The sequence below is a fragment of the Paenibacillus sp. 4624 genome (assembly GCF_050435065.1).
GTDB lineage: Bacteria > Bacillota > Bacilli > Paenibacillales > Paenibacillaceae > Paenibacillus > Paenibacillus amylolyticus_D.
In genome coordinates this window covers 406,365-430,605 of sequence record NZ_JBNDJR010000001.1, presented here as the reverse complement: position 1 = coordinate 430,605, position 24,241 = coordinate 406,365, and the positions used below count along the sequence as shown (strand labels likewise).

The window sequence follows — 24,241 nt, the reverse complement described above, 5'->3', positions numbered from 1 at the left end:
GAGCTAAATGCAACAAAAAAAGACACCTTCAACCTTATACATGTGAAGTGCCTTTAGTTCGTCTAATCGGCCAGAAAATATGATGTTTTCAATGAAGATAACGCAAAAAGCAGACGGCATCATTTGGAAGCTGCAGGCGTTTTTACCACATGATCAGGAAGGGTATTATTGGCGATCATCTCACCAAAAGGACTGATAAATGAACGTTCACCGTTGTTCCCATACTGTGCATAATTCAGCTTTGGGAACAACAGCTCGGCAGTACGGTAGGCTTCTTCCAGATGCGGGTACCCCGACATAATGAAGGTTTCAATACCCAATGCCTCGTACTCCCTCATTCTCTCTGCAACCTGGTCGGGATCGCCTACAAGCGCTGTACCGGCACCGCCTCTGACCAGTCCAATGCCTGCCCACAGATTCGGGCTGATTTCCAGATTGGAACGATCCCCGTTATGCAGTCTGGCCATTCGCTGTTGACCGACGGAATCCATGCGAGCATAGATCTTCTGGGCTGAAGCAATGGTTTCTTCATCCAGATGAGCGATCAGGTCATTCGCGGCCTGCCAGGCCTCTTCTGCGGTTGGACGAACGATGACATGAAGCCGGATGCCAAAGCGCAAACTTCTTCCCTTTTTGGCAGCAAGCTCTCGCATTCGGTTGATCTTGGCCTCTACCTGATCTGGTGGCTCACCCCAAGTCAGGTATACATCCACATGCTCTGATGCCACCTCCATGGCAGCATCAGAGGAGCCTCCAAAATAAAGCGGAGGATAAGGCTTCTGAATGGTCGGATACAGAACCGCTCCGCCGTGGACCTTTAAATATTTGCCGTCAAAATTGACTTCTTCTCCAGCCAGTTCCTTGCGCCATATCGTTAGAAATTCATCTGTTAATTCGTAGCGCTCATCATGACCCAGGAATACCCCGTCTCCCTCAAGCTCGATCGGGTCACCTCCGGCTACGACATTGATCAGCAATCTCCCTTTGGAAAATCGGTCCAATGTGCTCGCCATTCGTGCCGCCGTGGTAGGCAGCATCAGCCCTGGACGGGCAGCGACCAGAAATTTCAGCTTGTCCGTTACCGATACCAGCGAGGAAGCAACAATCCAGGCGTCTTCACATGATTTTCCCGTAGGCAGCAACACTCCGGCAAACCCAAGCTCATCGGCAGCTTGTGCTACCTGCTTGCAATAGTGGTAGGTCACTGCCCTGGCGCCTTCTCGGGTGCCCAGAAATCTTCCGTCCCCATGTGTCGGGATAAACCAAAACAATTCCATTTTTTCTCTCCTCCTGCTCATATGATGGCTATCCTGCTCTAGCTTTTCTCTTGAATCAGCTTCCAGACAGGAGCTGTTAACGACGATTTGTCATGTCGAACGTAATGGGATGCAAGGCCACGGATCGGATCACCTGCATAAAACTTTTCATATAAAAGATGTCTTGCGCCGAGCGGACTGCCGATTAGATCCCAGGCCAGCTTGAACAGCTCCACTTTTTTCTCAGCACTTACTGCAGCACCTTCAAAATACAAATGCATAAGTTCGGATATCGGACCGTAGAAGTCCTCAATCCCGGAAGGAGTCTGAACAAAGCCACCTGCGCCAACTTGTTGAAGTATCTCGACAGCCCGTGGATAATATTTGGTTCCCAAATTTCGCGCCGTCTCCACATACGTTAGATCAGGAACGAGCACGCCTGCCGCATCAGGCACGGCTTTGGCCTCCGCTGCAATAATCAGTGCCTTGATCACGTCAATCTGTGTCAGCAGCTCCCCCAGTTTCTCTTGAATATGCAGAAATCCGGTTACGCCAATCGACTCAGCCACCGCAAACGCCACCCCTGTGACAAATTCCAGCTTGGCTACAAAGCGCACGACATTTTGGTGAAATGCCAGTCCATTGGCCGTACGGTTCCCGCGAAGTTTCAGCACCTTGTCAGAATCTCCGTAGAGAAGCACCCTTTCCCAAGGAATCAGAACATCATCGAAAAAAAGGACGGCATCCATCTCATCGTATCGTGCACTGAGTGGATGGTTGCGTTCTCGGGCATCAGCAAACGACTCCCTGCACACAATATGCAGTCCTGGTGAATTCGCGGGTACGATCAGGACATGAGCATGTTTCTGATGCCGGGTCTGAAATTGCAGAAACGAAAAGATGAGAAAATCATGCGTATACGGTGCACCCGTTGCAATCATTTTGGCTCCCCTGACCACAATGCCTTCAGAAGTTTCCTTCACCACATGGAGAAATCGCTCGGCGATCCGCTGATCATCCAGCCCGCTGGAACGATCAATCTGGGGATCAATGATCGCTGTCGTCAGAAAGAGGTCTCGGTCTCTGGCCTCGTGGTAATAGGTACTGATTTTGTCCACGAATCGCGGGTCCAGTTCGGATAATTCGTGCCGGGCAGCATACCACCCGGTGATTATGGAACGGGCATAGTCAGATAACCGGCTCATCATGCCACTGGTACTAGAAGACCAGACCGCAAAGGACTGACTGCGCTTGTTCAGCTCGGCTGCTGTATACGGAATGAGAAATGAGCTGTGTACGTATCGTTCCTGTCCATCGGGAGCAAAGCCTACCTGCTTCCGTTGAAGAGGATCATCGAGCATGTTAAACAGCTGCCTGATGGTGGACAGCGTGCCTTTAAAAGCCGCATGCTCAGAAATATTCCTGACCTGCTGCCCCTCGAGCCAGACACATCGTCCATCCTTCAGACTGGAAATGAAAGTGTCTCCCCTCAAAATATCACCCCTTGCTCAAATTTTATTTTTCCGATTGATTTGCTTTGTTTTATTGTTTATCATAGCTAATATCCATTGGAGTGCAACAATCAATCATCCAAGTTTTGACGGTTACCAAACACTAATCCTTGATCTGTTGGGCAACGTCAAAATAAACTACAATTTGGCTTCATCTGGAGGTGGCTGAATTGTAAGCTCATTCCCATAGACTTATTAAATACGGATCTAGACGGTGTTGTTTAACCAACAATTCATCCCAATTTGTTGTATTCGAGGTGATATAAGTGAATGAATCCCGAAGCATAGACCGAAGAATTCACAGAACTCGTGTCATGATCTCCGAAGCCTTTTTGACCATTATGGCGAAGCAAAATTACCCGGATATCAGTGTCGTAGACATCGCAGAACAAGCCAACATCAACCGCTCAACGTTCTATGCCCACTTTATAGACAAGGAGGATTTGCTGGATACCATTGTAAACGAGAAATTCCAGTTGCTGGACGATGTGCTCAAGGAACGTGGTGCTGCCATCGATGTGCTTCCCTCATTTGCCGAGCCTGACCCGATCTTTGAGGTCTTGTTTGAACACATCTTTGAACATGATGAGTTCTACCGCGTTATGCTGCTGATCAATCCTGTTGGCAATTTCAGTACCAGGTTGAACGAGGTGATTAAAGTTCACTTTTTCCAACGGATAACTCGAATCGGACTAAATCAAAAGGTTCAGGTGCCGCTGGACATTTTACTGGATCATCTCAGCTTCTCCACCACCGGAATCATTCATAAATGGCTAGAAAACAACAAAATTTACTCTCCCCATCATATGGCTTTGCAGCTTACCCGCCTTGCCCGACTAGGTGTGTACACCGCGATGGGTGCTCAGGGTCAGGAAACACATTAACCCATTCCTGACGCAGCCTGACTACATCAAAAAATGAACTTCTTTTGGACATGGGAAGAACCCCCATCATGAGTAAACGTAGTTTTTTCTACTGCCTACGATAATGGGAGTGTATCAGAGATTCAGAGATTGGACTTTTCCTCCTTGCGTTATATCGCGTAAACCGACGCGCGTATTCCTTTCCTGTTACATCTTCGTTTTTTTAAAGCTGATCCATGATCGGTATATCAAAACAGCTCCGTCTGATCCACCTGTGCCTCAATCCGCTCCAGCGTCCCAGGGGCTTTATTCCGGAATAGTATTCATGGGAAAAGCTCCTGACGTGATGAGTCTGTCGCATTGCATACATATACGAAAAAGGACCACCTTTCTTCCTAACGAAAGGCCGCCCTTCTAATCTTAAACACATACATTAGTTCACATCTATTTCTGCTTATAAAACTCATGGTACAGCTTCATCAACGCGCGTTTCTCGATCCGCGAAACATAACTGCGTGAAATGCCAAGCTCCTTGGCAATCTCGCGCTGCGTGCGCTCTTCTCCGCCAGCTTCCAGGCCAAAGCGGCCAATGACGACTTCTTTCTCCCGATCATCCAAAATGTCAAGATTACGATAAATCTTGCTTTTCTCAATTTTCAGTTGCACGCGATCTACCACATCATCCGCCTCGGTGCCGAGGATATCAATTAATGTAATTTCATTAACACTAAGTACATATCCGTGTTAACAATTAATCAAATGGAGTCTCATCTTGCATGTAGTTCCAGTTCCCATCCTGATACCGATATCGCGTCATCTTCTTTTCACTCTCCACGATCACTGCTGTCTGACCTTCCTCCGGCTGCACTACATCATACAGACTATAATAGTAGTTATTCATCTTGTAATGCGCCCATACATACTTCTGCCACGCTGATAGCTCCGCATAGGATTCTGCCAGTCTCAGGATATCATCAGGCGTGCAATCTTCCCAGTATCCTTTCTCGCGCATGTACCGTGCCGTATATCCAGCCATTTGTAAAGCGTGCGTTGATGCAGGTAATGGCATAAACAGAACCTCCGTTCGTTTTATCCCAGTATAAAGCAAAAAGACCCTGCCGCAATAGCAGGGCCTCTCCTTTTAGCTGGCAACCTTGCCACCAGCCTTTTTCGCGTTGTAATCAACAACGGCTTTTTCAATAGCTGCTTCAATTTCCTTATCCGGGATCTTAATTTTCCATCGTGCTAGCTTTTCGCTGGTGTAGGCGAATGCGCGATCAAACTTGTCTTCTTTATACGCATCCGTGAATCTCTGCTCCACCAGTGCAAACCCTTCTTCTGCAGCTTTGCGTATCATCTCGTTCTTGATCCATGAAAATACTCTCGCTTTAATCATCGCATACAATACAAGCAACACACTCACAATCACCGTTACCAGATCCGCTGCAATCTTATTGATAAATGATGTCCAGATGGTTTCTAACATTTAAATCGCCTCCTTAGGGTAGATATCTACTTTTGTTGGATTCTCTTTTCCCCAAAACAGCCGAGCACCCACATTCTCAGTAAGCGCACGAGCCGGCACATAACCGGTGCCACCAATATTCATCGTTTCCACAGCCGTGCCGTTGATAGTAACCTGACCCTTCTTGTATCCGATCTTACCTCCCAGATACTCTCCGATGGGCCGTGATGGTAACCATGTTGTGCCACTCACATTGATTCCTTCAAATTTCTGTGCCGGCTCAGCATGAACTGTGACTTCCATGATTGGATACGATACCGGAATAGGCTTGCCCGGCGCTGGTTCTGGTTGGACAACGAATTTCACGCCCATGTAATCACAGATACCCTTCGCTATTGCCAGTGCTACACGGTCCTGGAATGCAGGATCAAATAGCAGCTTCTCTTCCTCCGGGTTTGATATGAATCCTACCTCCAATAACACAGAGGGCATTTTCGTTTCTCTGACTACAGCAAAATTTCCATACTTCACGCCGCGATCATATAAACCGGATGCACTCACCATTGCTTTGTTGAGTATCTGAGCCGCCGATTTACTGTTGTCTTTTTTATAAAAAGTTTCCGATCCATGTGAAGTGCTCAGGTATGAATTTGCATGAATCGAAACAAAGAAATCAGCCTTCATTCGATTGGCCACTTTTGCACGGTCACTCAACCCGATGTATACGTCAGTTCTTCTGGTCAATGAGACCGTGATACCGGGGATGCTTTTCAGGATATCTTCCACTTTCATTGCCATCGTCAGCGTGAAGTCTTTCTCCCTCTTCTTGGTTGGTCCAGAAGCGCCAGGATCTTTCCCGCCGTGTCCAGGGTCAAGAACTACTAGCTTTTCTGCCATCGGATAAACCCTCCGTTTCCTTAATTTTTTTACAATGCGGGCATAGGTAGTAATCGCCCAAGATGATGAGTAAAATTTGTTTAAGTTGGTCGCTGAGCCCTGCGGTTTTTCGCTCAAAATGATCACACATGGTTCCAGTCCCATCCCCTTCATAATGATCTCTTGGTTCTTCATAATGATCATCTGGTTGTGCATGTATGGCTTGATTTCGGAGTCGTCATGAAACATCCAAGGTATGAATCTTTTCAGCCGTGCTTTCATCTTCCGTTGCTTCAAGATCAAAAAAACGACCGTTCCCGCTGTTGATAGCGTGAGGCCGTTCTTCACTATTGCATGTGAAATTTCTAGTAGGATATCGTACATCGTCCACTCTCCGATAGAGCAGTTTATCTCTTATTTCTGGTCCGCAAAATAAAGAGACGAGATACAGGGTGTCGTCGGATACTGCCGACTCCTGATACTCGTTCTCGTCCATTTCAATCATATCGTCACCTCAATGACAAAAGGACCCGGGATGATTTCCCAGAGTCCTTTTTAGGGTGTATGCGGGGTTACCGCTATACTTTATCATTTTACCACAGATAACACGTAAATACAGTGCTAATTCAAAGGAATTCCTGCATCTTCCATTGCCTGATTTACTGTCATATAAATATCGTTGATCTTGAATTGAATATCACGTAACTGATCCGTCTTTTGTTTGGCTGTCAATTCTTTATTCGCTTGAATCTCTCTCTTTTGTTGACTCAGCACAGACAGACGCTTATTGTATGATCCTGCTCGTGTAGTCGTGATCATTTTAGCCAAATCAGATCTGTACCATGATGGCAGATCGGACTTTCCGTCCTTCGCGTCCTTTTCGGTCTGAGCAAGCTTCTCTTTGTACTTGTAATAATCCGTTGACAGCGTGTTGGAATACTGTGGATCGACAATAAAGTTTTTCAGCAACGTTCCTTTTACATCGCCCTGTCCAACTTCTGAGGTCAGAGGTAGCAGCAATCTGGCAGGGTCACCGCCATAGGAACGGATCAGGTAATCAATCTTCTTCGGTGACATATTGGTGTACTTTGCAATTTCTTTCGCTACCGATGATGTCCGTTCATCGTATCGATTCACTGGTGAATTACCTTCTAACGCACGTGATTCAATCGGACGTCCAGCATAGTCAATGTTTGCAGCAGTTGCCACGAATGGTGCCGCTACTGTCGAATTAAGGCCACCTACAATCATCTGTTCTAATCCTTCTCCCCTTGCAAGCGGCGCAATTGGACCCGACAATTGTGGTGGCAGGAACGCATTCACTAATGCTTCTGCAGAACCTTTGAATGCTTGTGGATCATCCAGATAAACAGATTCCAAGATGGAGGCAAATAGCCCACCCATCGCTCCGTATTCCATAGGGATTGGCACCTTGTTGAACTTTCCATCCTCTGTTTTGCCTAAGATCAGGTTACGGTATTTTTCCCTAGCAGGGATGTTCTGGTAATCTGGATCATCATAGTGAGACATCAATTCAAGCGCTTTTGGTAGCAGAATTGTTCCTCCGACCAAAGCCATTGTCTTCACAGGATTTTGTTTCCACTGTACAACAAAACGGCGTAATCCCTGCATCGCTGCATTAGAGTACGGCACAAACTTTTCTACCTGTGTGGCAAGGTTTCCGCGTCTGCTAAAGTTAGTTGTGATTTCACGGGATTCATTCAAAGCAGCTGTAACATTATCGGGACTGCGATCAAACCCGCGGCGGCGAAGTTCTCCTTGATATGCAGCCATCCTGTTCAGGTTTTCACCGACATCTCCAAACTTAGCAAGTGTTTTGAATGGTGCTGCTACTGCCTTACCAGCGGTCTTTGCTACATTTTTTGGGGATAGCAATGGATCACGATTCAGCTTAGAAATCCCCCTTTTTAAACCGCGGTCACCTCGCAAGATTGCCGAATATCCACCACCAACACGGCGGTATTCTTGCGCCAGTGATCTAATTTTTTCTACTCCAGGTGTACCTTTAGGCAAACTATCAGCGATAGAACTAATCAATGCATGTCCCAAATCAACCATATGCATAGCTGGATTCTTGGATTGGATTAACGCCTGTGGTGTATCCATGAAGAAACCCTTGATTGCAAACATCGGTGCAAATGGGCCTGTTGCTGAATACTTTGTTGCCGTACTAAGTTTGCCGATAGCATCCAGAACTACGTTTGATGTTTCAGTACCCATACCAGACAAAGCCTTAACCGCTTCTGGATCATGGATTCGCAAGTACACTGGCTCACCTTTATACATGGCTCTGATAACATTGTCCTGATCCAAGCGCGTGCGGTTGAACAGTTTGTTAAAATCGTCATTTAGCATGTTCATAAAGTCCATTTGGTCGCCTTCGGACAGCACTTGCTTCAAGTTATGTTGACCCTTTGGGGCCTGTACAATCTCTGCTACACCTTTAAACGCTTGTGGATCACGACGAACAGCATCGACCAACGATTGCATAACGCGGTTTCTAAGAGACGCATTAACCCAAGCGCCTGTTGATTCAATGATCGTACGTCGAGGGTCGACGATGTTTCGAACGGAACCGGTTGGACTTACCTGCTTAATCGGCGCTTTCTGACCGCTGAACGCATTGCCTTGTTTCATAGTAAATGGTTGTGAAAACTTCTCTGATAGCTTGAATTGGCGCTGCATAGGTGCGTAATTAGGATTTTTCTCTCTTAGAGAATTGAACAACTGTGGTGAAATCAGACCTTCATCTACACCGTATACTTTAAGCAAATTTTCATTGAATCGATCCCAGTCCTTTGCTATGCTATCAAATTCCGGATTGCGAGATAACGTTTGTTCCATTTGACGTTTTAATTTTTGTGGTGTCATCTGTAGGTTCTCTGCATAAACGCGCTCTCCACGAGTTAAACGGGTGACGGCGTGGCGTTGAATCAGATAATCCACAAACCGTTTTGACTGACCTCGCGGAACCTTGTTGAATATTTCTTGCAAACTCTCGCCAATGATACGTCCTTGTGGGTCTACAAACTTATCATTGATAATCGTGTTGGCAATGTTGTTCGCCCTATTCGCATCGATAGACTGTTCATATGCCTTCTTGCTGATATTTTTTAACGGTGACAAGTAATCTACCGCGTTTTGATAAGCTGCCCTAGCTGCCGCTTTGCCTTCTGCAATTCTCCCTTCTGTATCTCGTCTGATTCGATTTCCGACAATTTGATCTTCTGTGCTGATCGGGTTAACACCTTGTCTGCGGTTGCTGCCGAATGGCGAGATACCCACGCCCTGATTGCCAAACAAATTGGTAAACCAGTTCTGCTTTGCCGCATTGGCTGCGGATTGATAATCCTCTTGGTAATTCAACGGTGCATCCGGCTCGGGTACGGTTGTCGTTTCGGGCGTGCGTTGCGTTGCTGTAGGCGATTCAAATTCACGACCCGGTCGGCTGTTTAAAAAGTTTTCTGATGGGGCGCTTGTATCCGGTGATGGTGTAGCTTGGTCTGCTTGATATCTACGCACAGCCTCAGTTCTTGGATTTACTGAAGCGCTGCCACCGGGATTAATAACCTCCGGTTCATTGCGGCGGGTAGGGCGTTCAAATGTTAGTCGCTCTTGTGTAATCTTCGCATTGTCAGCAACGGTCGGGCGTGGCATACGATCTTCCAGGCTCTTGACCGGAAGCGGAACACCGTATACATCACGTTGAGCTTGGTTAGACCGCGCACGTTGCATCAGATCCGGCGCGATCTCACGGCGCGTGCTTGCGTAAGCTTGGTCAATAAGTTCGGACAGACCCGGGTCATTGCGATCAGCCATGCTCGCCCATAGACTCTCTAATTCTTCCGCTTCTCGTCCCGGTGTAAACTGCGTTTCGTTTGCCACACGCATCAGGTTTTCAAATTTCTGACGGTACACATTTGGTGTACGGGCTATTCGCCCAACCGTAGGCCCACTCATTTTACCAGCAGGAAGCCCCAAAGGTTCAGGCGTCCAATCTGTGGAGTTAATAATCGGATCGCGTCCAGCTGTAGTCTGACTACGTCTGGTTGCGGCGTTTAATCTTTCGTCCCCACGTCCAAGCGGCAATGCAAGTATTTCCTCTGCCTGACGTACGCCGTTGTTACCCTTAAGCTTGGTCAGTGCATTACGTAAGCCAGCGCCTATACCAGCGATAAGCAAGTCACCACCAGCACCGAGGCCGGCACCCAAAGCGGCGTTTCTCAGGATATCACTATTACTGTTCTGGCCTTGGATCAATCCCATGGCAGTGTTACTCAATGCACCCGTTCCTGCGCCACGCAAGGCCGTCTCTGCCACTCTGGTTGCCGTTGTAGGACTTAACCTTGGCAATACCTTGTTAATGCCTCCGCCGACCATATTCGCCACAGCATTACCGCCACGCGTTGCCAGCAGTCCGTTTGCCGCTCTCCATGGGGCTGTGATCAAGTTTCCTCCCCCAGCTGGGTTAAAACCTGCGCCAAGTACGCCACCAGCTATACCTGTGATATCTGCTACACGGTCAGCTGTAGCGTTACCAGTTGATCCTGGAGCCATCGAAGGCGTGCCCAGCAACATGCCTCCACCTGTACCGACTGCACGAGTGATAAACCCACCCACGGGGTTACCGTAGGTGAGATCATTCATCAGGTTAGAGAACGGGGATACAAAGTTAGCAAATGGACTTTTTGCCGCACTGTCCGCAATTTTCTGTTTGTTAATCTCATACTGACTTGGCTGTGGTGGAATAGGTGTAGGATTGACTCCCGTTGCCTGTTGGTACGTTCGAATATCACTTGGGCTACCAGCGAGCGACCGTCCCAACGTGGAGTTCATATAGATGTCTGATCCCGGTTGGGTAAGTGCAGGCGGCAAGGCTGACTTCAGGTCATTCATGGATCGTTGATTTGCAAAATAGGTTTGCACCGCTTGTGTCCGAGGGTTAATTGGCGCACTAGGTTGTTGTAAATTAAGCGTACCAGACATTGCTGCATCCCTGATCTGCATCGCCTTTTGTCGTTGTTCTTCTGAAAATCGTTCGAGCCTTGTCGCCATACGCTTACCCTCCAAACATGTTATAGTACTTGGTTACGCCACTGACCCAGTTGTTATTGAGTCCTGTTGGATCATTTGCTGCACCAACTGGCGCATATTTCTTCTGGATCTGTGGGATGGTCGTCAGTCCTTGATCAAAATACAGACGTTTCAAGTTGGATGCCATCTTGTCAATGCCTTCTTCGATGCTGGAGAATGTCATAAGTCCGTTTTTACCCATCATGCCGCCCACATTATTCTTGTTTCTGACTGCTTTACTTGTACCATTACCTGTCTCGTGTACAGCAATAGCCGCCAATAGCGCAGGATCAATTCCATATTTGCGTCCAGCCGCTTCGAATACCCCGCCAGTGTTTTTGAGTGCACCGCCGAGTTTAGCGTTTAGTTTGGCCCCACCAGCCGTGGGAGCTGTGAGGCCAGCTACTTTCCCGCTGTTGCCGCTCCCGTGCCGGTTGATGGCTGGATGTACTTTTTATCGAACTCTTGAATCTCTTTCGTCGTCAATCCCATAGAAAGCATAACTTGATCGTCTTGACCTGGCGGTAATCCAAACCCAGCAACTTGCTGATAAATCTGTTCCCTTGTTGCTGCATCCTTCGGCGCAGCGTACTTCTCTGTGGTTGGGTCAATGTATTGGGACTGCAATGCACTGAGTACTTGGTTTGCATTCATGCCGTTATACTCTGCTGATGGTGCGTTCTGGAGACCCAGCCATGCACGGGAGTTTTCGTCCTGGTTAATACTCAGCATTGCATTGCGGTACGCACTGTCGTCCTGTTGTTGTAGCTGTTGCAATGCATAGTTCAGGCCGAACTGAGTAACGTTCTGGTTAAACTGTGCTGACCACTGGCTATCTGCCACAGCGTCACGGGCTTTAGCATAGGCGAACTGCTCTGCACGGAACTGGTTATCAATTCCCACCTGTTGCTGGTTAAACGCTTGATTTTGTCCAGCCATCGTTAGCGGTGCGTTTGGATTCGCTGCTTGTCGTGCCAATCCGCTCCAGTCGCTTTGTGGTGTAACCACTCTGCCTGTCGCATCCATATACGCTCCTGCAGCGTTGAGGTTAGCTTGCTTGTTGTTCAAGTCCATTGCCTGACCGCCTAGTGTTCGGATGCCAGCGTTGTTTGTACGAGCGGTGTTGTAGTTGACGCCTGACGCATATGCAGCCGTGTCAATACCCATAGACAACAATTGAGCCCTGTATCCGTCAGCCTGAGCGCTCAGTTTGGAGCGCTCTTGTGCTGTAATGCCCTTGGCCTCTGCCTGTTGTTTCAACTGCAGGATGTTATTGATTGCTGTCTGCGCTCCCTCTGGCATGTAGTTGCCTAAGAGTTCACCCTCAGTTACACGGTTACCAAACTGTCGCTGATCCTCGCCCAAGTAGCTTTGTGATAGCGCTCCGAGGTTGCCAAACTGTTGCTGTTTCAAAGCTTCGTTGTCCATATACTGCTGGTACGCCTGTTGCATCAGGGATGGCATGACGTCCGTCTCTACGCGGCCCATCTCTTGTGCTGCTAGCTCAGACATGCGGTCGCTCGTGATGGTGCTGTTCAGGATACCGCGGCGATTAAGCTCGGCCTGTGTGGCTGAGTTTCCGCTATCAATGTTAGCCTGTGCTCGTTTGAGCGCTGCTTGATAGAGTGGATCAGCGTTAGGATCGTAGCTGAACGGCGTTTGCTCTCGGTTCGCTATAGCGCGCATCTGGCTGAGTAAGTCCATACCCTGCTGGGTGTTGGTCATTTGCGTATTGGCACTTGGAGTGCTCGGTGATGGCGTTGGAGTAGGTGGTGTTGCTGATGGTGCTTTATATCCCAAGTTGGTTGTGAGGTACTTTTGTTGTGCTGAGGTGTCTTGTCCCTGTGCTTGGCGATTCTTAATAACCTGAAGCGCGCGAGAAACCTCGTTGTCTCTAAAGCCAGTGTCACTTCCGATGCGTGCCTGATTCTGTGCAATCTGTAGTTTCATGGCCTGATCGCCTGTGTTGTAGTTCGCACCGCCATTACCCATGCCCGGCGTGGCTAGAGTGGATAACGATGGTGTAGGCTTGGGGGCAACCATCCCCTGTACAGCAGAGACAGGCGCAGCCAGCGTGGGTTGTTTCTTCTTTTGCGGCAACACAGTACCTGTGGTCTCGATCATGTTCTCACTCCTTTGCAATAGAAAAAGGACCCCGCATGGAGTCCCTCTTGTTATGGATTATTTAAGTGCTGCAAGCTGTGATTCGAGTTCAGTGAGTTTAGCTTGTAGTTTAGGAAGTACTGCTTCAGCATCAGATAGTGTTTTCTTTGAATTGGCGATACCCTCTTTAGTTGTTTCAATTAATGCATCGCTATAGAAGTCGCTACCTCTTGCCTTTGATTCTTCCATCTTTTTTAGATATTCGGTATCACTGTTAATCCTCCGCAGAATTGTTTCTTTTTTAGAGAGTACATCCTCCAAATTTCTGATTTCAACATTTAAATTGCTGATCTGTACTGTTAATTCTTCCTTATTTATTTCATCTGTACCTTCATTAATTGGTGTACTAACCACTGGCTCCTCTTCAGGTGTACTTAACTTGATTTCGTTACCTTCCACCGAAACCTCCAATCCCAGTTCATTTGCAGCCGTTCTTACTGGCACATAACTAGTACCGCCAATAACAGGCGCATCCCCGATATTTTTATTATCCAATGACACTGTCATTACTTTGCCGACTTTGACCCCGAGCAATTTAGATGTCGCTGCACTGATATCCCCTGAAAAAGAGATTGACACACCAATAACAACTCCGCCCATTACAAGACCAATGTTCTTTACTATCTTCTTCATTCCGCACACACCCCTGTGTTAGATTTTGCCAACATCATAGCATAGATTGTTAGTTTTGGGTATGTGTATGTGATGGTAAGCCGTTCCATTGAACTGTGCCTCCGTCTGCTTTTCGAAGTATTGTTCCAATAGGAATTCCTCCATCTGATGCTCCCGCTGTAGCAGTCTGTGATCCTTTGGTGGCTTTACCTAGAAGTTGTGCAAACAGTGTAGTGTTTCTGTTAGCGTCAAGAACCTGTTCAAATGGCATGATTACATCGTATGCAATGCTACCTGGTGTTAAAACTATATCTCTTTGAGCAGTTATTCTCGCTTCTGAGTTAAATGCATATATGTCGGATACATTCGCTTGCTGGTAAAGGCTTAGGGAACCAACGGGACTTACTAGTACTAATTGTGGTGAACCGGTGCCAACTGATACCGCACGCATTTGGATGTAATTGTCGGCTGAAGAATAGGCGCCGAACAAAGTATCGTCTGGGTTCATCTCTACCCTTGGATATCCATCCTCCGAACTTTGCACCTTAGCCCCGGTCATCGTCACTTGCCCGGCTGTATTCACGGTAAAGGTGTTCTTCGTCCCGTCATTTACTGTTATTCCCTCGTTGGCGATATTGACGGATGCTCCACCATTGAGTGAAATATTCAGCTCATTAATGTTCTTCCAGTCAATGTTGTTCAGCAGCCAGCCGAGTTCCTTCGCCATCTTGCCGACTGCGTTCTTCAGTTCGTCCATGGATGACATCCCATCAACATTTGGCATTTCAAACGAAGCCATCAGGCACCCCTCCTTGTTACCTCCCGGATGATCCGGTGTATTTTGGATTTACCTGTTCCGCTCAACCTCAACCGGAACCATGTTTCAGGCGTACGTACAACCACAGGTATCTTTATGCTATCCAGTTGGCCTGTGTTGTTAACCGTGGTGTACACTTGCGTCCATATTCCACCAGATGTTCCACCTGCGTATTCAACTCGCAACGTTGCTCCCAATGGAACTTCTGCGACTACCCATAGACGATGAATAGCTTTATGGACGGTTTCATCACCCTCAGAAAATGGCTTAGTTTCAAACGACCACTCAACAGGTGTACCGTTGAAAGAGCTGGCTCCTTGCCGCATGATACGACCATCTGTTGTTCCAAAATACAACGTTTGACCGTCTAAGTAATAGGAAGATGCCACGAAAGACATCGGCCACCATGCACGGTTCTTAATATCGTATTTCAGAGTGACATTAGGCAAGGTGGACTGATCAATCGCCAGTGATAAGTACAAGAATCTACCATCATAACCAGCCACACAATGCTGACCGTACTCTTGATTGACGCGCTTGATATAGTCCTGTATTGGATCGCTAATCTTGATCGGAGCAGCACCACCCATATAGGCATATACGCCATCAGTTGCCAGCCAATACAACGCCTCATTGGTCTGCACAATCGATCGGTCAGAGATACATCCCACACCGTAGGGGTTTTGCATCTGGAAGTTGGTTGAATCTTCCCCAAACAGTTCATGCATAGTCCATTTCTTGAACAGGATGACGTGGTTAGCGAAGGTTGTAAGCCCTGTAGGCTTCTGCCCATCTGCAGTCTCAACCGTAATCTTGCCTGTTCCGGTGTACTTGTTGGTGCTAGACCAGTCTGTAGCATCTCTCAGTCCGGAGTATGCAAGAAGGTTATCCGCTGAGTTAGCCAAATAAAAGCGATTTGCATGAGTCGTCATGTATTTGCTGTTGTTCGGAGCCCCAGATAATGTTGTCAAGGTTGTACCGTCGTACTGTCGTAGCTGAGAAAAACCATCTAAAAAATATAGTTTGCTGCCATCAAAAAACATTGCTGAATCCCACAGACGACTGTTGTCTGTGCTACTTTGTTCATAAACAGCTACCCATGACGATCCAGATTGCTTGAATAGCCCTCTTCCATTACCACAGTACCAAACACCAAGGAAATTAAAAATACGGTTTATATAGCCCGTGTGTTGACTATACAGTGTATGTCCATCTGTTACTTGTAAGGTAGGATATAAAAAAGAATCTACGTTTAACGCAGCTACCAATTGGCTATCTTTGATCTCTATAGATTCGACCGATTGATTAATTCCACCGCTCAGGTTGACGATGGATTGCTTTGTCTTTGATGGCGAATTACTCCACCCTTCCATTCCATACGCCTCCTTACAACGAATTGATGAACGCCAGTATCTTGTCAGCTAGCGCCAAATGACCGTTGTCATTCGGGTGCAGTCCGTCAGGCATGGCGTATGCTTTATAATTGGTATCCCATGCGTAGACATTACTGTGATGGTATAGATTCAGTACAGGTAAGCTGTAGCGCTTGGCTACCTTGTTAATCGCCTCTGCAATTTGATCAAGCGTTACACCCGCGCTATTGGCTGCCCACGCATTGTCACAAGGAATTGGTGTGATAATCGCGATTGTCTTGGTCGGATACTTTGTGACCAGTTGTGTAATTGTATTATTCACTGCACCGTAGAATGATGCTGCCGGGTCCGTATCTCCGAATGTCCCCATGACAAACGGGATGCCCACTTGGTACCAGTCATTAACACCGCCAAAAACGGTGATAAGATCCGCGCCTGCTGCCAACGAAGGCACCCTTTGATAGAATGCATTTGTACCGCCAGAGACGGACGGTGTGCGCCAGCCTGTGCCGCTTATACCGTAGTTGTTCACAGTGCAGCCTATTTTTGCGCTGATGTAATCCTGATAGTTTTTAGTTGTTTTACTATTGTGTTCGGTAATTGAATCACCAACTACGTTCCACGTCTTCCCTGACCATTTGGATTGTCCCGATTCTAAATCTCTGTTGATCGCCTCAATGAAACCCTGGTCTGTGATATCTATTCGATTCGTGCCATAGGCGACGTAACTGGATGGAAGACTATTCTTGCACACCATAGTGGTATTAAGATCAACGACTCTGATTGTAATCCTGACATAGGCAGCACCTGCAGGAGGCGTCAGTGTATTCACTGATGGGCCAATGGGATTAACTACACCGGACACAAACACTTTGCTTGAATTGTAATATGCGTAATCCGCGCACTTGGTGGCTTTGTACACCGTGCCCACAGAAACTGGAATATACCCGCTCGCATAATAGCTTTCGTTGTATACTATCGTTCCATTGGCTGAGTGTACAATCCCGTATTCTACTGCTGCCGGATTAAACAAGTTTGTTGTCGTCTGCATAAACGATGTTTTGTCTGGCGTCACACTCTTATCCGCTGGGATCGAGTTGATCGGAGTTGTTCCAGCCATCGCTTGCAGAACCTCTTGGCTCAGGTTAGCGAGACGGATGCGATCTTCGTCCGTAGATATGCTCAGTTTGGATGACGGAATGGAGTTTAGTTCGATCATTCCACCGCTAAAATCACCCGTGATCTCTCCAAAGTTACTGATGACCCCATCATATCCACCAATAAATGTGGAGTTATCGCCCAGAAATACGATTCCATCTGTGTTATAAAGACTGGTTACCCTGTAGGCACCATGCGGAAAGAACAATGTCGCTTTCCCTTCAGTCTGAGCAAGGTTAACAAGTTCTTGCAGCTTTGCTGTGGCATCCGAACCATCCGGGAAAACATCATAAGCAGACACAAAGTACATTGAGTCTCCGAAGTTACGTTTGTTTAAATCTGCGTTTCTGTATTGTGCTGCGATAAGCTGATTCGCTTGGACCATTAACTCCACACCCCCATGACATCTTCAATAACAGGGTAATCCGGGGCTTCATCATCTACCCGCTGGAACTCTTTAATCAATCCGTTGTACCTGGAAGCGAAGTTGTTCACCATCGCAACATCAGCAAAATTCTCCGCAATCTGTACAAGTGCCCCATATACCAGCAACTGATGGAAGTCTACGTCCAGATCTGGCGTCACATTTGTGTTGCTTGCCGTTAACTTGGCTGGCTCCCGGTTGTAGAAGATGATCAGACCGCCTTCAATGTCCCTGTCAGGTGTTGGATATATACCAAGTTCATCGCCTTCTGTGAAGTAATAAAACGGTGTGTTTGCGCTTTTCTTCACATCCTGATAAATGTATTCAACATCACCCACCAGTACGTCTATTACGTTGGACCTGGCACACGGCAGCGGGTAAGCAAATATCCCTTCGGTTACATCGTATTGGAACATCGTGTTGATGCGGAATGTTGTGCGAAACAACTCACCCTGCACGCTGTTAAGCTTCCGGATTACACTGTCATTGGACAGGCCATGCGGGTACTTCTCTGCTATTTCATCCAGGATCTCCTGTAGATTCACTGTTATCACTCCTTCAAACAGGAAAAAGCCCCTATGGGGCCTTGTCACATGCCTTTGATTTCCTTCTTGGTGCTGTTTTCGATGCGTTGGTTGACTTCGCGTGTCTGGATATAGGAATAGTTCCAAATTTCAGCGATTGCCTCTGGTACATCAACTGGTTTTCCTCGCGGAACTGTGTATATTACTCCATTGAATCCGATAGGAACCACTTTATCATCTGGATTAGTAGGGTCGTCTGGAATTAAGATACTAACTTTCTTCATCGCCTTTAACTGTTCCAGTACACTTTTTTCTGCTTCAGCTGCTTGACGCTCGTATGCTTTCTCTTCCATTTGCATTTGCTCAGGTGTTTTCTCGGTTTCTTTTGCTGCCATGGTTGTTTCCTCCTCAAATTAAAAGGAGCCCGAAGGCTCCCTGTATTATACTGTTGCGCCGGACTCGTAACGCACGATAGCTAGTTCTTGCAAACGAACTGCGGCAAACGCACACTTCCAAGCGACGGTGTTGAATTGGTTGAGCGGGTCGGCTACACCGCCAGAACCAGCAGGGTGCACGATGATTTCTGGCTTCATGGAACCCTCAATGTCAGGCAGTCCATAAGCACCACGACCAAGGAAAATTGTTGCGTATGCATCGTTGGCAGCAGGGGCGCCAGCCGAACCAGAAGCGTATTTCACGCCGTTGTCTACCTCCATGAAGTAGATACCATACATCTTGCCCAAGATGCCTTCCTCGCGGTTCTTGGTGTCCACATACGTGTTCTGATCCTTCCACTCTTGCAGTTGCATGATATCCAGTGCGACGTCAGGATGAACCATTGCGACGTATCCAGTACCACCGTTAGGCAAGCGGATTGGTTTAACCTTATTACGCTTCATGGTACGACGTACCTTCAGGATGTCCAATGCCGTGATCTTGTCCGCTGGCACCAAGTTTGCACGAGACGTTTTGCCGTTGGCGTAGAACACATTCGTACCAGCAGCAACCACATCACGAACGATGGTGTCAATGGATTCACCTGCGTTTTCACCCATCAATCCAGACGCCTCTTGCAGCAATGGATCCAGACCAGTCATGTCGATGAACTCAGAAATCTTTGTCCATGATCCGTACTCTTGGATCACAGCAGTGATTTTCACGATATCCAGGTTTACACCGTCTGGAGTAACACCCTCAGTCAGTGCTGTTGTGTTCACAGCCAAAGAATTTAGACGTCGGAAGCTTGTTGTAGCACCTTTGCGCTTAGGGATATTTTTGTTTTTATCTCCGAATTTCGTCCATTGTAGCTCGGGAATCAAACGTTCCAGTAATTCGTCTTGGTAAAACTCTGCTTGTTCCGCAGTAAGGGCGTTTACTCCAGTTGTTGCGTTATAACCTTGTACTAATGTTGCCATGGTTAGTCATCTCCTTATATTACGCGGCCCCGCCTGTTGTCCCTGAATGCTTTACGCTCTGCCGGGGTCATACTCATGTATCCACCCTGTGGGTCAGGCGCATCAGCACCAAGAGAGCCGGTTGAGCTATCCGCGTTTTGTTGTAGTTTTCGTATTGCCTCTTGCTCGGCTTGTGCCGTAGCTGTCTTGACTCGCTCGTCGTATGTAACGATCTTGTACGCGACGTCAAGCGAGTATCCGTTGGTTGCAGCCATGTTGATTACATCGTTTTTGTATTTGCCAAAGTCCGGGAAGTTGGTTGTGTCGTTCTCCATGTTCTGGATCTGTGACTCAACCTTGCGGACCAAGTCAGCTTCTTTCAACTCATTCAATTGTTTCTCGTACTCAGTAACCTTTTGGTTTAAAGGTTGTAGGTGATCTCTGATAACCGATTCATCCACGCCTAACTTGTCAGCCTCTTGCTGGATTCTTTGCTCCATTTCGGCTTGATCAAGCGCAGTCATGTACGCTTCGTAATTGTCAAATCCGTAATATTTTGCAGTACGATCAAGCATCTGCTGATAACGCTCGGCTTCCTGGGCTTTTTCGGACACCTTGTCATAGTTCAAGCCTTTCTGAACCCAATTCGGTACCTCATCCTCTGGCACAAAGCGTTCTTCCTTGTTGTACTTGACCTTTATTCCTCTGGGCTCTTCCTGTGGTGGGGAATCTTGCCCTTCTGTTTGTGTGTCAACTTGCGTATCAGTTGTCTGTTCAACCGTTTCTTGCACTACGTCATCGCTATGGTTGGCGATTTCCTCCATGGGTGTAACCTCCCTGCTCTATGGTAGGAGCAAAATTGTATATAGAAAGGGCCCCTGCAGTCTCAGCAGAAGCCCGTTGTTTTATATGCCCATCGCTTGTGGTGCCATCGGCGGTGGTATCTCTGTTTGCATGGGTGATGCCTGTTGCATGCCTTGCTGTTGCATCATCAGTTGTTGAACAAGCATTAATTGCTGGTCAGGTGTCAGGCTGGCGAATGCCTCCTGTTCCTGTGGTTGCATGGTGGCAACCATCTGTTCAATGATGCCGATGATACCTTTCTTCTCTTCCATTTCCTTCATCAATCGATCCCGGAACGGCACAACATTGCGCGGTGCATACTTCAAGAACTGCTCATATGTGATATTTCCACGGTTAAGGGCATCATTTAAGCTACTGAGCACCAGAGATTCAGAGTACGTGGAGCTCGGGCCAACATCGATCTTCAGGTTCAGATCAGTGTCTTGGAACTGCGAACCGTTGAACATCTGTGCATACTCTTCACCGTCATCATCTTTCAGCTTAACTTGACGCGGTAGGTTGTACTTAACCTTGAAGAAGTCCTCCCATATCCGGCCAACATCCTCAATGAGCCGGTAGAACCGACGCTTGATAGACTCAATCGGGATAGCAGCAGCCTTTTGTAACAACATGATTGCCGTTGCGTTAAGCTGTGCTGATGGTGCTGAGCCTGTGGCTGCTTCATCTGCTCCAGTCATCTGACGGGTATAACCAAGGATTGCTTCAACCAAGTTGGCAGCACTGGAACTGATTGCACCCGGGTTAAGGTACTTCACGCCATCACCCATTCCTGGAGGTGAACGATCTTCAATCATCTCGCCCGGTGCATTGGTTACTTTGCTCGGGTCAATAGCTTGTGACTTGTACACCATCTTAGGCCAACCTGTAAGCTGAACAGACAGGATCTGCATGGCTACCAGCATGTTGACTGCCTTCTGGTTCGGGATCAATCCCTCTGTGTCGCCAATACCAAAAATAGACTTCTTCCGTCTCTCCCACTGCATGACTGCGATAGGATAGCGGCTGAGGCCTGTGTCTGTTGGCTTTTTGAGGGTGATCCCACAACATGTCTTGGCGAACATGATCTTGCCGCCTTCCTTCCAGTACTTGGTGAGCAGAGTCACCTTACTAGTGTCGTTGAGTTCCACCTTCGCCATGTCATACCCTTGATCTGTCGTCTCCTTGTCCGGCTTGATCTGACCAAGCATCGCGTTACTGACTCCGTTGTTCTTGGCGTAATCTTTAACACTGGATACCAACTCGCGACTACTGATAATGATATAGTTTTGCTTCTGAACATTACGTTGCTGAGGATTACCAAAGAATACGTTGATAGGATCAATCACCTCACCCTCCATCTCTCCGATCCAGGCGAATCGCTTTCCGCCCTTCACGTCGTTGTCCCAGTAATAGTGCAGTACGCATGTGCCAGTATTGGCTGCAATGTCCAAAGCTTCCTCATTGAGTTCATCCTGCTTAATACGCTCCCAGGTTGCCTCAGAATAGCGACTGAACAGTTCACCCACATCCACGTCCATCTGATTGTCCTCGACGATCTCCTGTGCACTGTACACCATCTTGATCTGTTCACTCATGACCGTAGCTACCTTGTGTGTCTCGATCATCTTAATGACGTTGAATACCGGACGTGGTAAATGTTTGGTGCGCTGTGTAGCCGCAGGCCATTGGTCACCCGCTTTGAAGCGCTCGTACTCAGGCCATTTGTCCAGAAAGCGCATGCGGCGCTTGTATGACAAACCATCCTGATACTGTTTCTGCATCTCGCCTGCCAGTTTATCCAGCGTTGTTTCTTTGTCCATTCGCCTCACCTCCCATCCATTCATTCATTAAGCTTTCGACCTCAGCCTTTTGCGCTGGTGTCAGCGGCTTAATTTCGCCAATCATTTCTCGCATCTTGCCGTTGATCAGTGTTATCGTCTCTTGCTCAAGGTTCGGCAGCTTCAGGAGCTCTCCCAGTTTGATTGCCTCATCTACCATTCCAGATATCCACCTCCTGTGCTTTCTGTGTCCGTCCGAAATGGGAACGGGGTCACGGTTGCTTCTATTGCCTTCTGCAGCACCTTGTCTTCCTGCTGTCCTCGGCTGTAATATGCTATTGCCAATGCCATAATCAAGTCATCGTGTGCGCCTTCCTGTGCCTGTGGCCTACCTTTCTCGCTACGAACAAAGGTAAGCATCTCGTTCAGCGTGTCGATGTCATTAATGCACTCTACCGACTCACGCACCACTGTGACCAACTCTGCTATGGCTGATGGCCTTGTAAGCTTGCCTGTGACAAATCCATAGGCTTTGACTACGGAGCCTGTAAACGTGTCCTCACGCTCTCTGACGTACTGGTTCGTGTAGCCCAGTCGTGTAAGAACCTTAACTGGATGGCTACTAAAGTTGGTCTCGATGCTTGCCAGTGCATTGTTGTAATGCTTGCCCAGGCAGTACATCTGCTCGGCGTACAAATCCTCGTCAAACTGATTCTTGTACACTGCCACTTGCTTGCCTGTCACATTGTTGATGACCTGCCCGACAAAATTATCTGATCCATCACCAGCGGTATCGCCGCCAAGCACATACGGGATATAGGACTGAGGCTTCTCAAACACTTTAATGTACCCGTCATCTGCATCAATCCACTTGATTGATCTGTCGATGATCTTATCTGCTGAATCCTTGTCGTAAACAAAATACCCTCGCTGCACCACAGGATCATGGTCACGAAGGTATGAGATTCGTTCAGATACTTTCTGAGCGTTGAATATGGTTTTACCAAGCACGCCCCACTCACCAAGCGCGTACACCTGATAGAAGTATGGGTCTGTCTCCTTGAACGCCTCCAGTACTGCGATGGCTTCTGCATCCAGAAACTTGTTGTCCTTGTATGTGCTGTGCAATGTCATCGCATTCGGCTTTGGCATATCGAAGAACTCACGCTTTAACCAGTGATTAATGTCAATCGGGTTGAAGGTGATCATCATCTGTTTGTAATTCTGTGTCCTGCCCCTGAGCCGGATGTCCAGTTGCCTGAAGTCCTCAGGTGAACACTCACTCGCCTCTTCCATCCACACGCTGGTTACGCCTGAAATAGACTTCAGCTTCTCTACATCATCTAGCCCAGCAAACAAGATTTCATTCCCGTTCACGCAGCTGATGTGCAGTTCTGAGCTTGTACCCTTCGGAATTTTAAACAGCTTTTCCAGTCCCCATCGGTAAATGCCATTCTTCAACTCGGTGAACACCGATTCACGCAACGTCTTAGCTACCTTACGCAGTACTAAGATGCGGTGCTTTTGTTCTGTCAGCATTCGTACAACTATCTTCTGAGCCGTGAACACCGACTTACCCGAACCGCCGCCGCCCATGAGTACAAGGTATCTATCTTTGTTGGTGTAGAGCGGATAGAATTTGTCATTTGTCAGGTTCGGCAGCTCGGTTAAATCGATGTTAATCGTCGGCATTGCCACCAAACCCTTCAGGTAATGCAACTTTAAAACTAACCTCTGCATTCATGTCGGCTTGTAGTTTATCAATTGGTTTGTATCCTGCACGATCCAGCAAATCCCGTGCCGCAACCAACCTGTCCTTGTCCATTGCATTCGGACTCTCCATGATCTCCAATAGCACGTTATACGCCTTGACAGCATCCTCAGCGAACATCATGCGCAAGTCCTTGTTAAGATTCTGTTCAGTTTTGTTAAGATATTGTTGAACCTCAACAGACTTTAACAGCCTACTTCCTTGACTTGACGCTGTCTTCTCACTGTATCCTGCTGCAATGGCAGCCTGTGTTGCGTTGTTTCCGTTTTGCAGATATTCCGTTACAAACAGCATCATTTGCGGTCTCAAGTCTGCCATG

The 24,241-nt window shown here is 47.5% G+C and carries 22 protein-coding genes and 1 pseudogene; 1 reads left to right on the top strand and 22 read right to left on the bottom strand.

The window, feature by feature from the left end; all coding sequences use genetic code 11:
• Positions 1-119: 119 nt before the first annotated feature.
• A complete protein-coding gene (gene ssuD / locus ABIE27_RS02010; RefSeq protein ID WP_123062651.1) occupies positions 120-1,277 on the bottom strand; it encodes an FMNH2-dependent alkanesulfonate monooxygenase in 1,158 nt (385 codons plus the stop codon).
• A 38-nt stretch (positions 1,278-1,315) separates the two neighbouring features.
• Positions 1,316-2,749 carry a 4-hydroxyphenylacetate 3-hydroxylase family protein gene (locus ABIE27_RS02005; RefSeq protein WP_123062652.1) on the bottom strand — a complete coding sequence of 478 codons (1,434 nt, stop codon included), beginning with the start codon at positions 2,747-2,749 and terminating at the stop codon, positions 1,316-1,318.
• 332 nt (positions 2,750-3,081) lie between these two features.
• Here ABIE27_RS02005 and ABIE27_RS02000 point away from each other — a divergent pair, with 332 nt between their 5' ends.
• A complete protein-coding gene (locus tag ABIE27_RS02000) occupies positions 3,082-3,651 on the top strand; it encodes a TetR/AcrR family transcriptional regulator (protein ID WP_429349833.1) in 570 nt (189 codons plus the stop codon).
• A gap of 423 nt (positions 3,652-4,074) precedes the next feature.
• Here ABIE27_RS02000 and ABIE27_RS01995 read toward each other — a convergent pair.
• The 20 genes and pseudogenes from ABIE27_RS01995 to ABIE27_RS01900 all read right to left on the bottom strand — a co-directional run.
• Positions 4,075-4,353 (bottom strand): annotated as a pseudogene (locus ABIE27_RS01995) (sigma-70 family RNA polymerase sigma factor); the annotation flags it as partial.
• A gap of 28 nt (positions 4,354-4,381) precedes the next feature.
• Positions 4,382-4,699 (bottom strand): hypothetical protein, encoded by a 318-nt coding sequence (locus tag ABIE27_RS01990; protein ID WP_429349832.1) that lies wholly within the window; start codon positions 4,697-4,699, stop codon positions 4,382-4,384.
• Between the two features lie 72 nt (positions 4,700-4,771).
• A complete protein-coding gene (locus ABIE27_RS01985) occupies positions 4,772-5,116 on the bottom strand; it encodes a phage holin, LLH family (RefSeq protein WP_429349831.1) in 345 nt (114 codons plus the stop codon).
• The gene (locus ABIE27_RS01980; RefSeq protein ID WP_429349830.1) at positions 5,117-5,992 is read right to left on the bottom strand and encodes an N-acetylmuramoyl-L-alanine amidase; all 876 of its coding nucleotides are present in this window, start codon (positions 5,990-5,992) and stop codon (positions 5,117-5,119) included.
• 217 nt (positions 5,993-6,209) lie between these two features.
• A complete protein-coding gene (locus ABIE27_RS01975; protein WP_429349829.1) occupies positions 6,210-6,476 on the bottom strand; it encodes a hypothetical protein in 267 nt (88 codons plus the stop codon).
• Positions 6,477-6,592: 116 nt separating this feature from the next.
• The gene (locus ABIE27_RS01970; RefSeq protein WP_429349828.1) at positions 6,593-11,047 is read right to left on the bottom strand and encodes an LPD38 domain-containing protein; all 4,455 of its coding nucleotides are present in this window, start codon (positions 11,045-11,047) and stop codon (positions 6,593-6,595) included.
• Between the two features lie 4 nt (positions 11,048-11,051).
• Positions 11,052-11,504: a glucosaminidase domain-containing protein gene (locus ABIE27_RS01965; RefSeq protein ID WP_429349980.1), complete on the bottom strand. Its 453-nt coding sequence runs from the start codon at positions 11,502-11,504 to the stop codon at positions 11,052-11,054.
• Positions 11,468-13,189, bottom strand: a complete 1,722-nt coding sequence (locus ABIE27_RS01960; RefSeq protein WP_429349827.1) for a hypothetical protein — start codon at positions 13,187-13,189, stop codon at positions 11,468-11,470. The genes ABIE27_RS01965 and ABIE27_RS01960 overlap by 37 nt, the downstream gene beginning before the upstream one ends.
• Positions 13,190-13,246: 57 nt before the next feature.
• Positions 13,247-13,861, bottom strand: a complete 615-nt coding sequence (locus ABIE27_RS01955) for a hypothetical protein (RefSeq protein ID WP_429349826.1) — start codon at positions 13,859-13,861, stop codon at positions 13,247-13,249.
• A gap of 49 nt (positions 13,862-13,910) precedes the next feature.
• Positions 13,911-14,639 (bottom strand): hypothetical protein, encoded by a 729-nt coding sequence (locus tag ABIE27_RS01950; protein ID WP_429349825.1) that lies wholly within the window; start codon positions 14,637-14,639, stop codon positions 13,911-13,913.
• On the bottom strand, positions 14,639-15,562 hold the full coding sequence (locus ABIE27_RS01945; protein ID WP_429349824.1) for a hypothetical protein: 924 nt from the start codon (positions 15,560-15,562) through the stop codon (positions 14,639-14,641). Before ABIE27_RS01945 ends, ABIE27_RS01950 begins: the two co-directional genes overlap by 1 nt.
• A 481-nt stretch (positions 15,563-16,043) precedes the next feature.
• Positions 16,044-17,573, bottom strand: coding sequence for a GDSL-type esterase/lipase family protein (locus ABIE27_RS01940; RefSeq protein ID WP_429349823.1), 1,530 nt, complete (start codon positions 17,571-17,573; stop codon positions 16,044-16,046).
• Positions 17,573-18,157 (bottom strand): phage adaptor protein, encoded by a 585-nt coding sequence (locus ABIE27_RS01935; RefSeq protein ID WP_429349822.1) that lies wholly within the window; start codon positions 18,155-18,157, stop codon positions 17,573-17,575. The genes ABIE27_RS01940 and ABIE27_RS01935 overlap by 1 nt, the downstream gene beginning before the upstream one ends.
• A gap of 44 nt (positions 18,158-18,201) precedes the next feature.
• Positions 18,202-18,531 (bottom strand): hypothetical protein, encoded by a 330-nt coding sequence (locus ABIE27_RS01930; RefSeq protein ID WP_429349821.1) that lies wholly within the window; start codon positions 18,529-18,531, stop codon positions 18,202-18,204.
• A 45-nt stretch (positions 18,532-18,576) separates the two neighbouring features.
• The gene (locus ABIE27_RS01925) at positions 18,577-19,551 is read right to left on the bottom strand and encodes a N4-gp56 family major capsid protein (protein ID WP_429349820.1); all 975 of its coding nucleotides are present in this window, start codon (positions 19,549-19,551) and stop codon (positions 18,577-18,579) included.
• Between the two features lie 14 nt (positions 19,552-19,565).
• Positions 19,566-20,354, bottom strand: coding sequence for a hypothetical protein (locus ABIE27_RS01920; RefSeq protein WP_429349819.1), 789 nt, complete (start codon positions 20,352-20,354; stop codon positions 19,566-19,568).
• Positions 20,355-20,435: 81 nt separating this feature from the next.
• Positions 20,436-22,193, bottom strand: a complete 1,758-nt coding sequence (locus ABIE27_RS01915; RefSeq protein WP_429349818.1) for a portal protein — start codon at positions 22,191-22,193, stop codon at positions 20,436-20,438.
• A complete protein-coding gene (locus ABIE27_RS01910; protein ID WP_429349817.1) occupies positions 22,168-22,371 on the bottom strand; it encodes a hypothetical protein in 204 nt (67 codons plus the stop codon). The genes ABIE27_RS01915 and ABIE27_RS01910 overlap by 26 nt, the downstream gene beginning before the upstream one ends.
• Entirely contained in the window at positions 22,365-23,843 is a 1,479-nt protein-coding gene (locus ABIE27_RS01905) for a PBSX family phage terminase large subunit (protein WP_429349816.1), read from the bottom strand. Before ABIE27_RS01905 ends, ABIE27_RS01910 begins: the two co-directional genes overlap by 7 nt.
• On the bottom strand, positions 23,830-24,240 hold the full coding sequence (locus ABIE27_RS01900; RefSeq protein ID WP_429349815.1) for a terminase small subunit: 411 nt from the start codon (positions 24,238-24,240) through the stop codon (positions 23,830-23,832). The genes ABIE27_RS01905 and ABIE27_RS01900 overlap by 14 nt, the downstream gene beginning before the upstream one ends.
• Position 24,241 lies beyond the last annotated feature (1 nt).

Coding starts and splice junctions, on each gene's coding strand:
- ABIE27_RS01905 (WP_429349816.1), bottom strand. CDS start 23,843: ATGCCGACGATTAACATCGATTTAACCGAGCTGCCGAACCTGACAAAT.
- ABIE27_RS01980 (WP_429349830.1), bottom strand. CDS start 5,992: ATGGCAGAAAAGCTAGTAGTTCTTGACCCTGGACACGGCGGGAAAGAT.
- ABIE27_RS01955 (WP_429349826.1), bottom strand. CDS start 13,861: ATGAAGAAGATAGTAAAGAACATTGGTCTTGTAATGGGCGGAGTTGTT.
- ssuD (WP_123062651.1), bottom strand. CDS start 1,277: ATGGAATTGTTTTGGTTTATCCCGACACATGGGGACGGAAGATTTCTG.
- ABIE27_RS01930 (WP_429349821.1), bottom strand. CDS start 18,531: ATGGCAGCAAAAGAAACCGAGAAAACACCTGAGCAAATGCAAATGGAA.
- ABIE27_RS02000 (WP_429349833.1), top strand. CDS start 3,082: ATGATCTCCGAAGCCTTTTTGACCATTATGGCGAAGCAAAATTACCCG.
- ABIE27_RS01910 (WP_429349817.1), bottom strand. CDS start 22,371: ATGGTAGATGAGGCAATCAAACTGGGAGAGCTCCTGAAGCTGCCGAAC.
- ABIE27_RS01940 (WP_429349823.1), bottom strand. CDS start 17,573: ATGGTCCAAGCGAATCAGCTTATCGCAGCACAATACAGAAACGCAGAT.
- ABIE27_RS01960 (WP_429349827.1), bottom strand. CDS start 13,189: ATGATCGAGACCACAGGTACTGTGTTGCCGCAAAAGAAGAAACAACCC.
- ABIE27_RS01970 (WP_429349828.1), bottom strand. CDS start 11,047: ATGGCGACAAGGCTCGAACGATTTTCAGAAGAACAACGACAAAAGGCG.
- ABIE27_RS01950 (WP_429349825.1), bottom strand. CDS start 14,639: ATGGCTTCGTTTGAAATGCCAAATGTTGATGGGATGTCATCCATGGAC.
- ABIE27_RS01915 (WP_429349818.1), bottom strand. CDS start 22,193: ATGGACAAAGAAACAACGCTGGATAAACTGGCAGGCGAGATGCAGAAA.
- ABIE27_RS01920 (WP_429349819.1), bottom strand. CDS start 20,354: ATGGAGGAAATCGCCAACCATAGCGATGACGTAGTGCAAGAAACGGTT.
- ABIE27_RS01900 (WP_429349815.1), bottom strand. CDS start 24,240: ATGGCAGACTTGAGACCGCAAATGATGCTGTTTGTAACGGAATATCTG.
- ABIE27_RS01925 (WP_429349820.1), bottom strand. CDS start 19,551: ATGGCAACATTAGTACAAGGTTATAACGCAACAACTGGAGTAAACGCC.
- ABIE27_RS01990 (WP_429349832.1), bottom strand. CDS start 4,699: ATGCCATTACCTGCATCAACGCACGCTTTACAAATGGCTGGATATACG.
- ABIE27_RS01985 (WP_429349831.1), bottom strand. CDS start 5,116: ATGTTAGAAACCATCTGGACATCATTTATCAATAAGATTGCAGCGGAT.
- ABIE27_RS01975 (WP_429349829.1), bottom strand. CDS start 6,476: ATGATTGAAATGGACGAGAACGAGTATCAGGAGTCGGCAGTATCCGAC.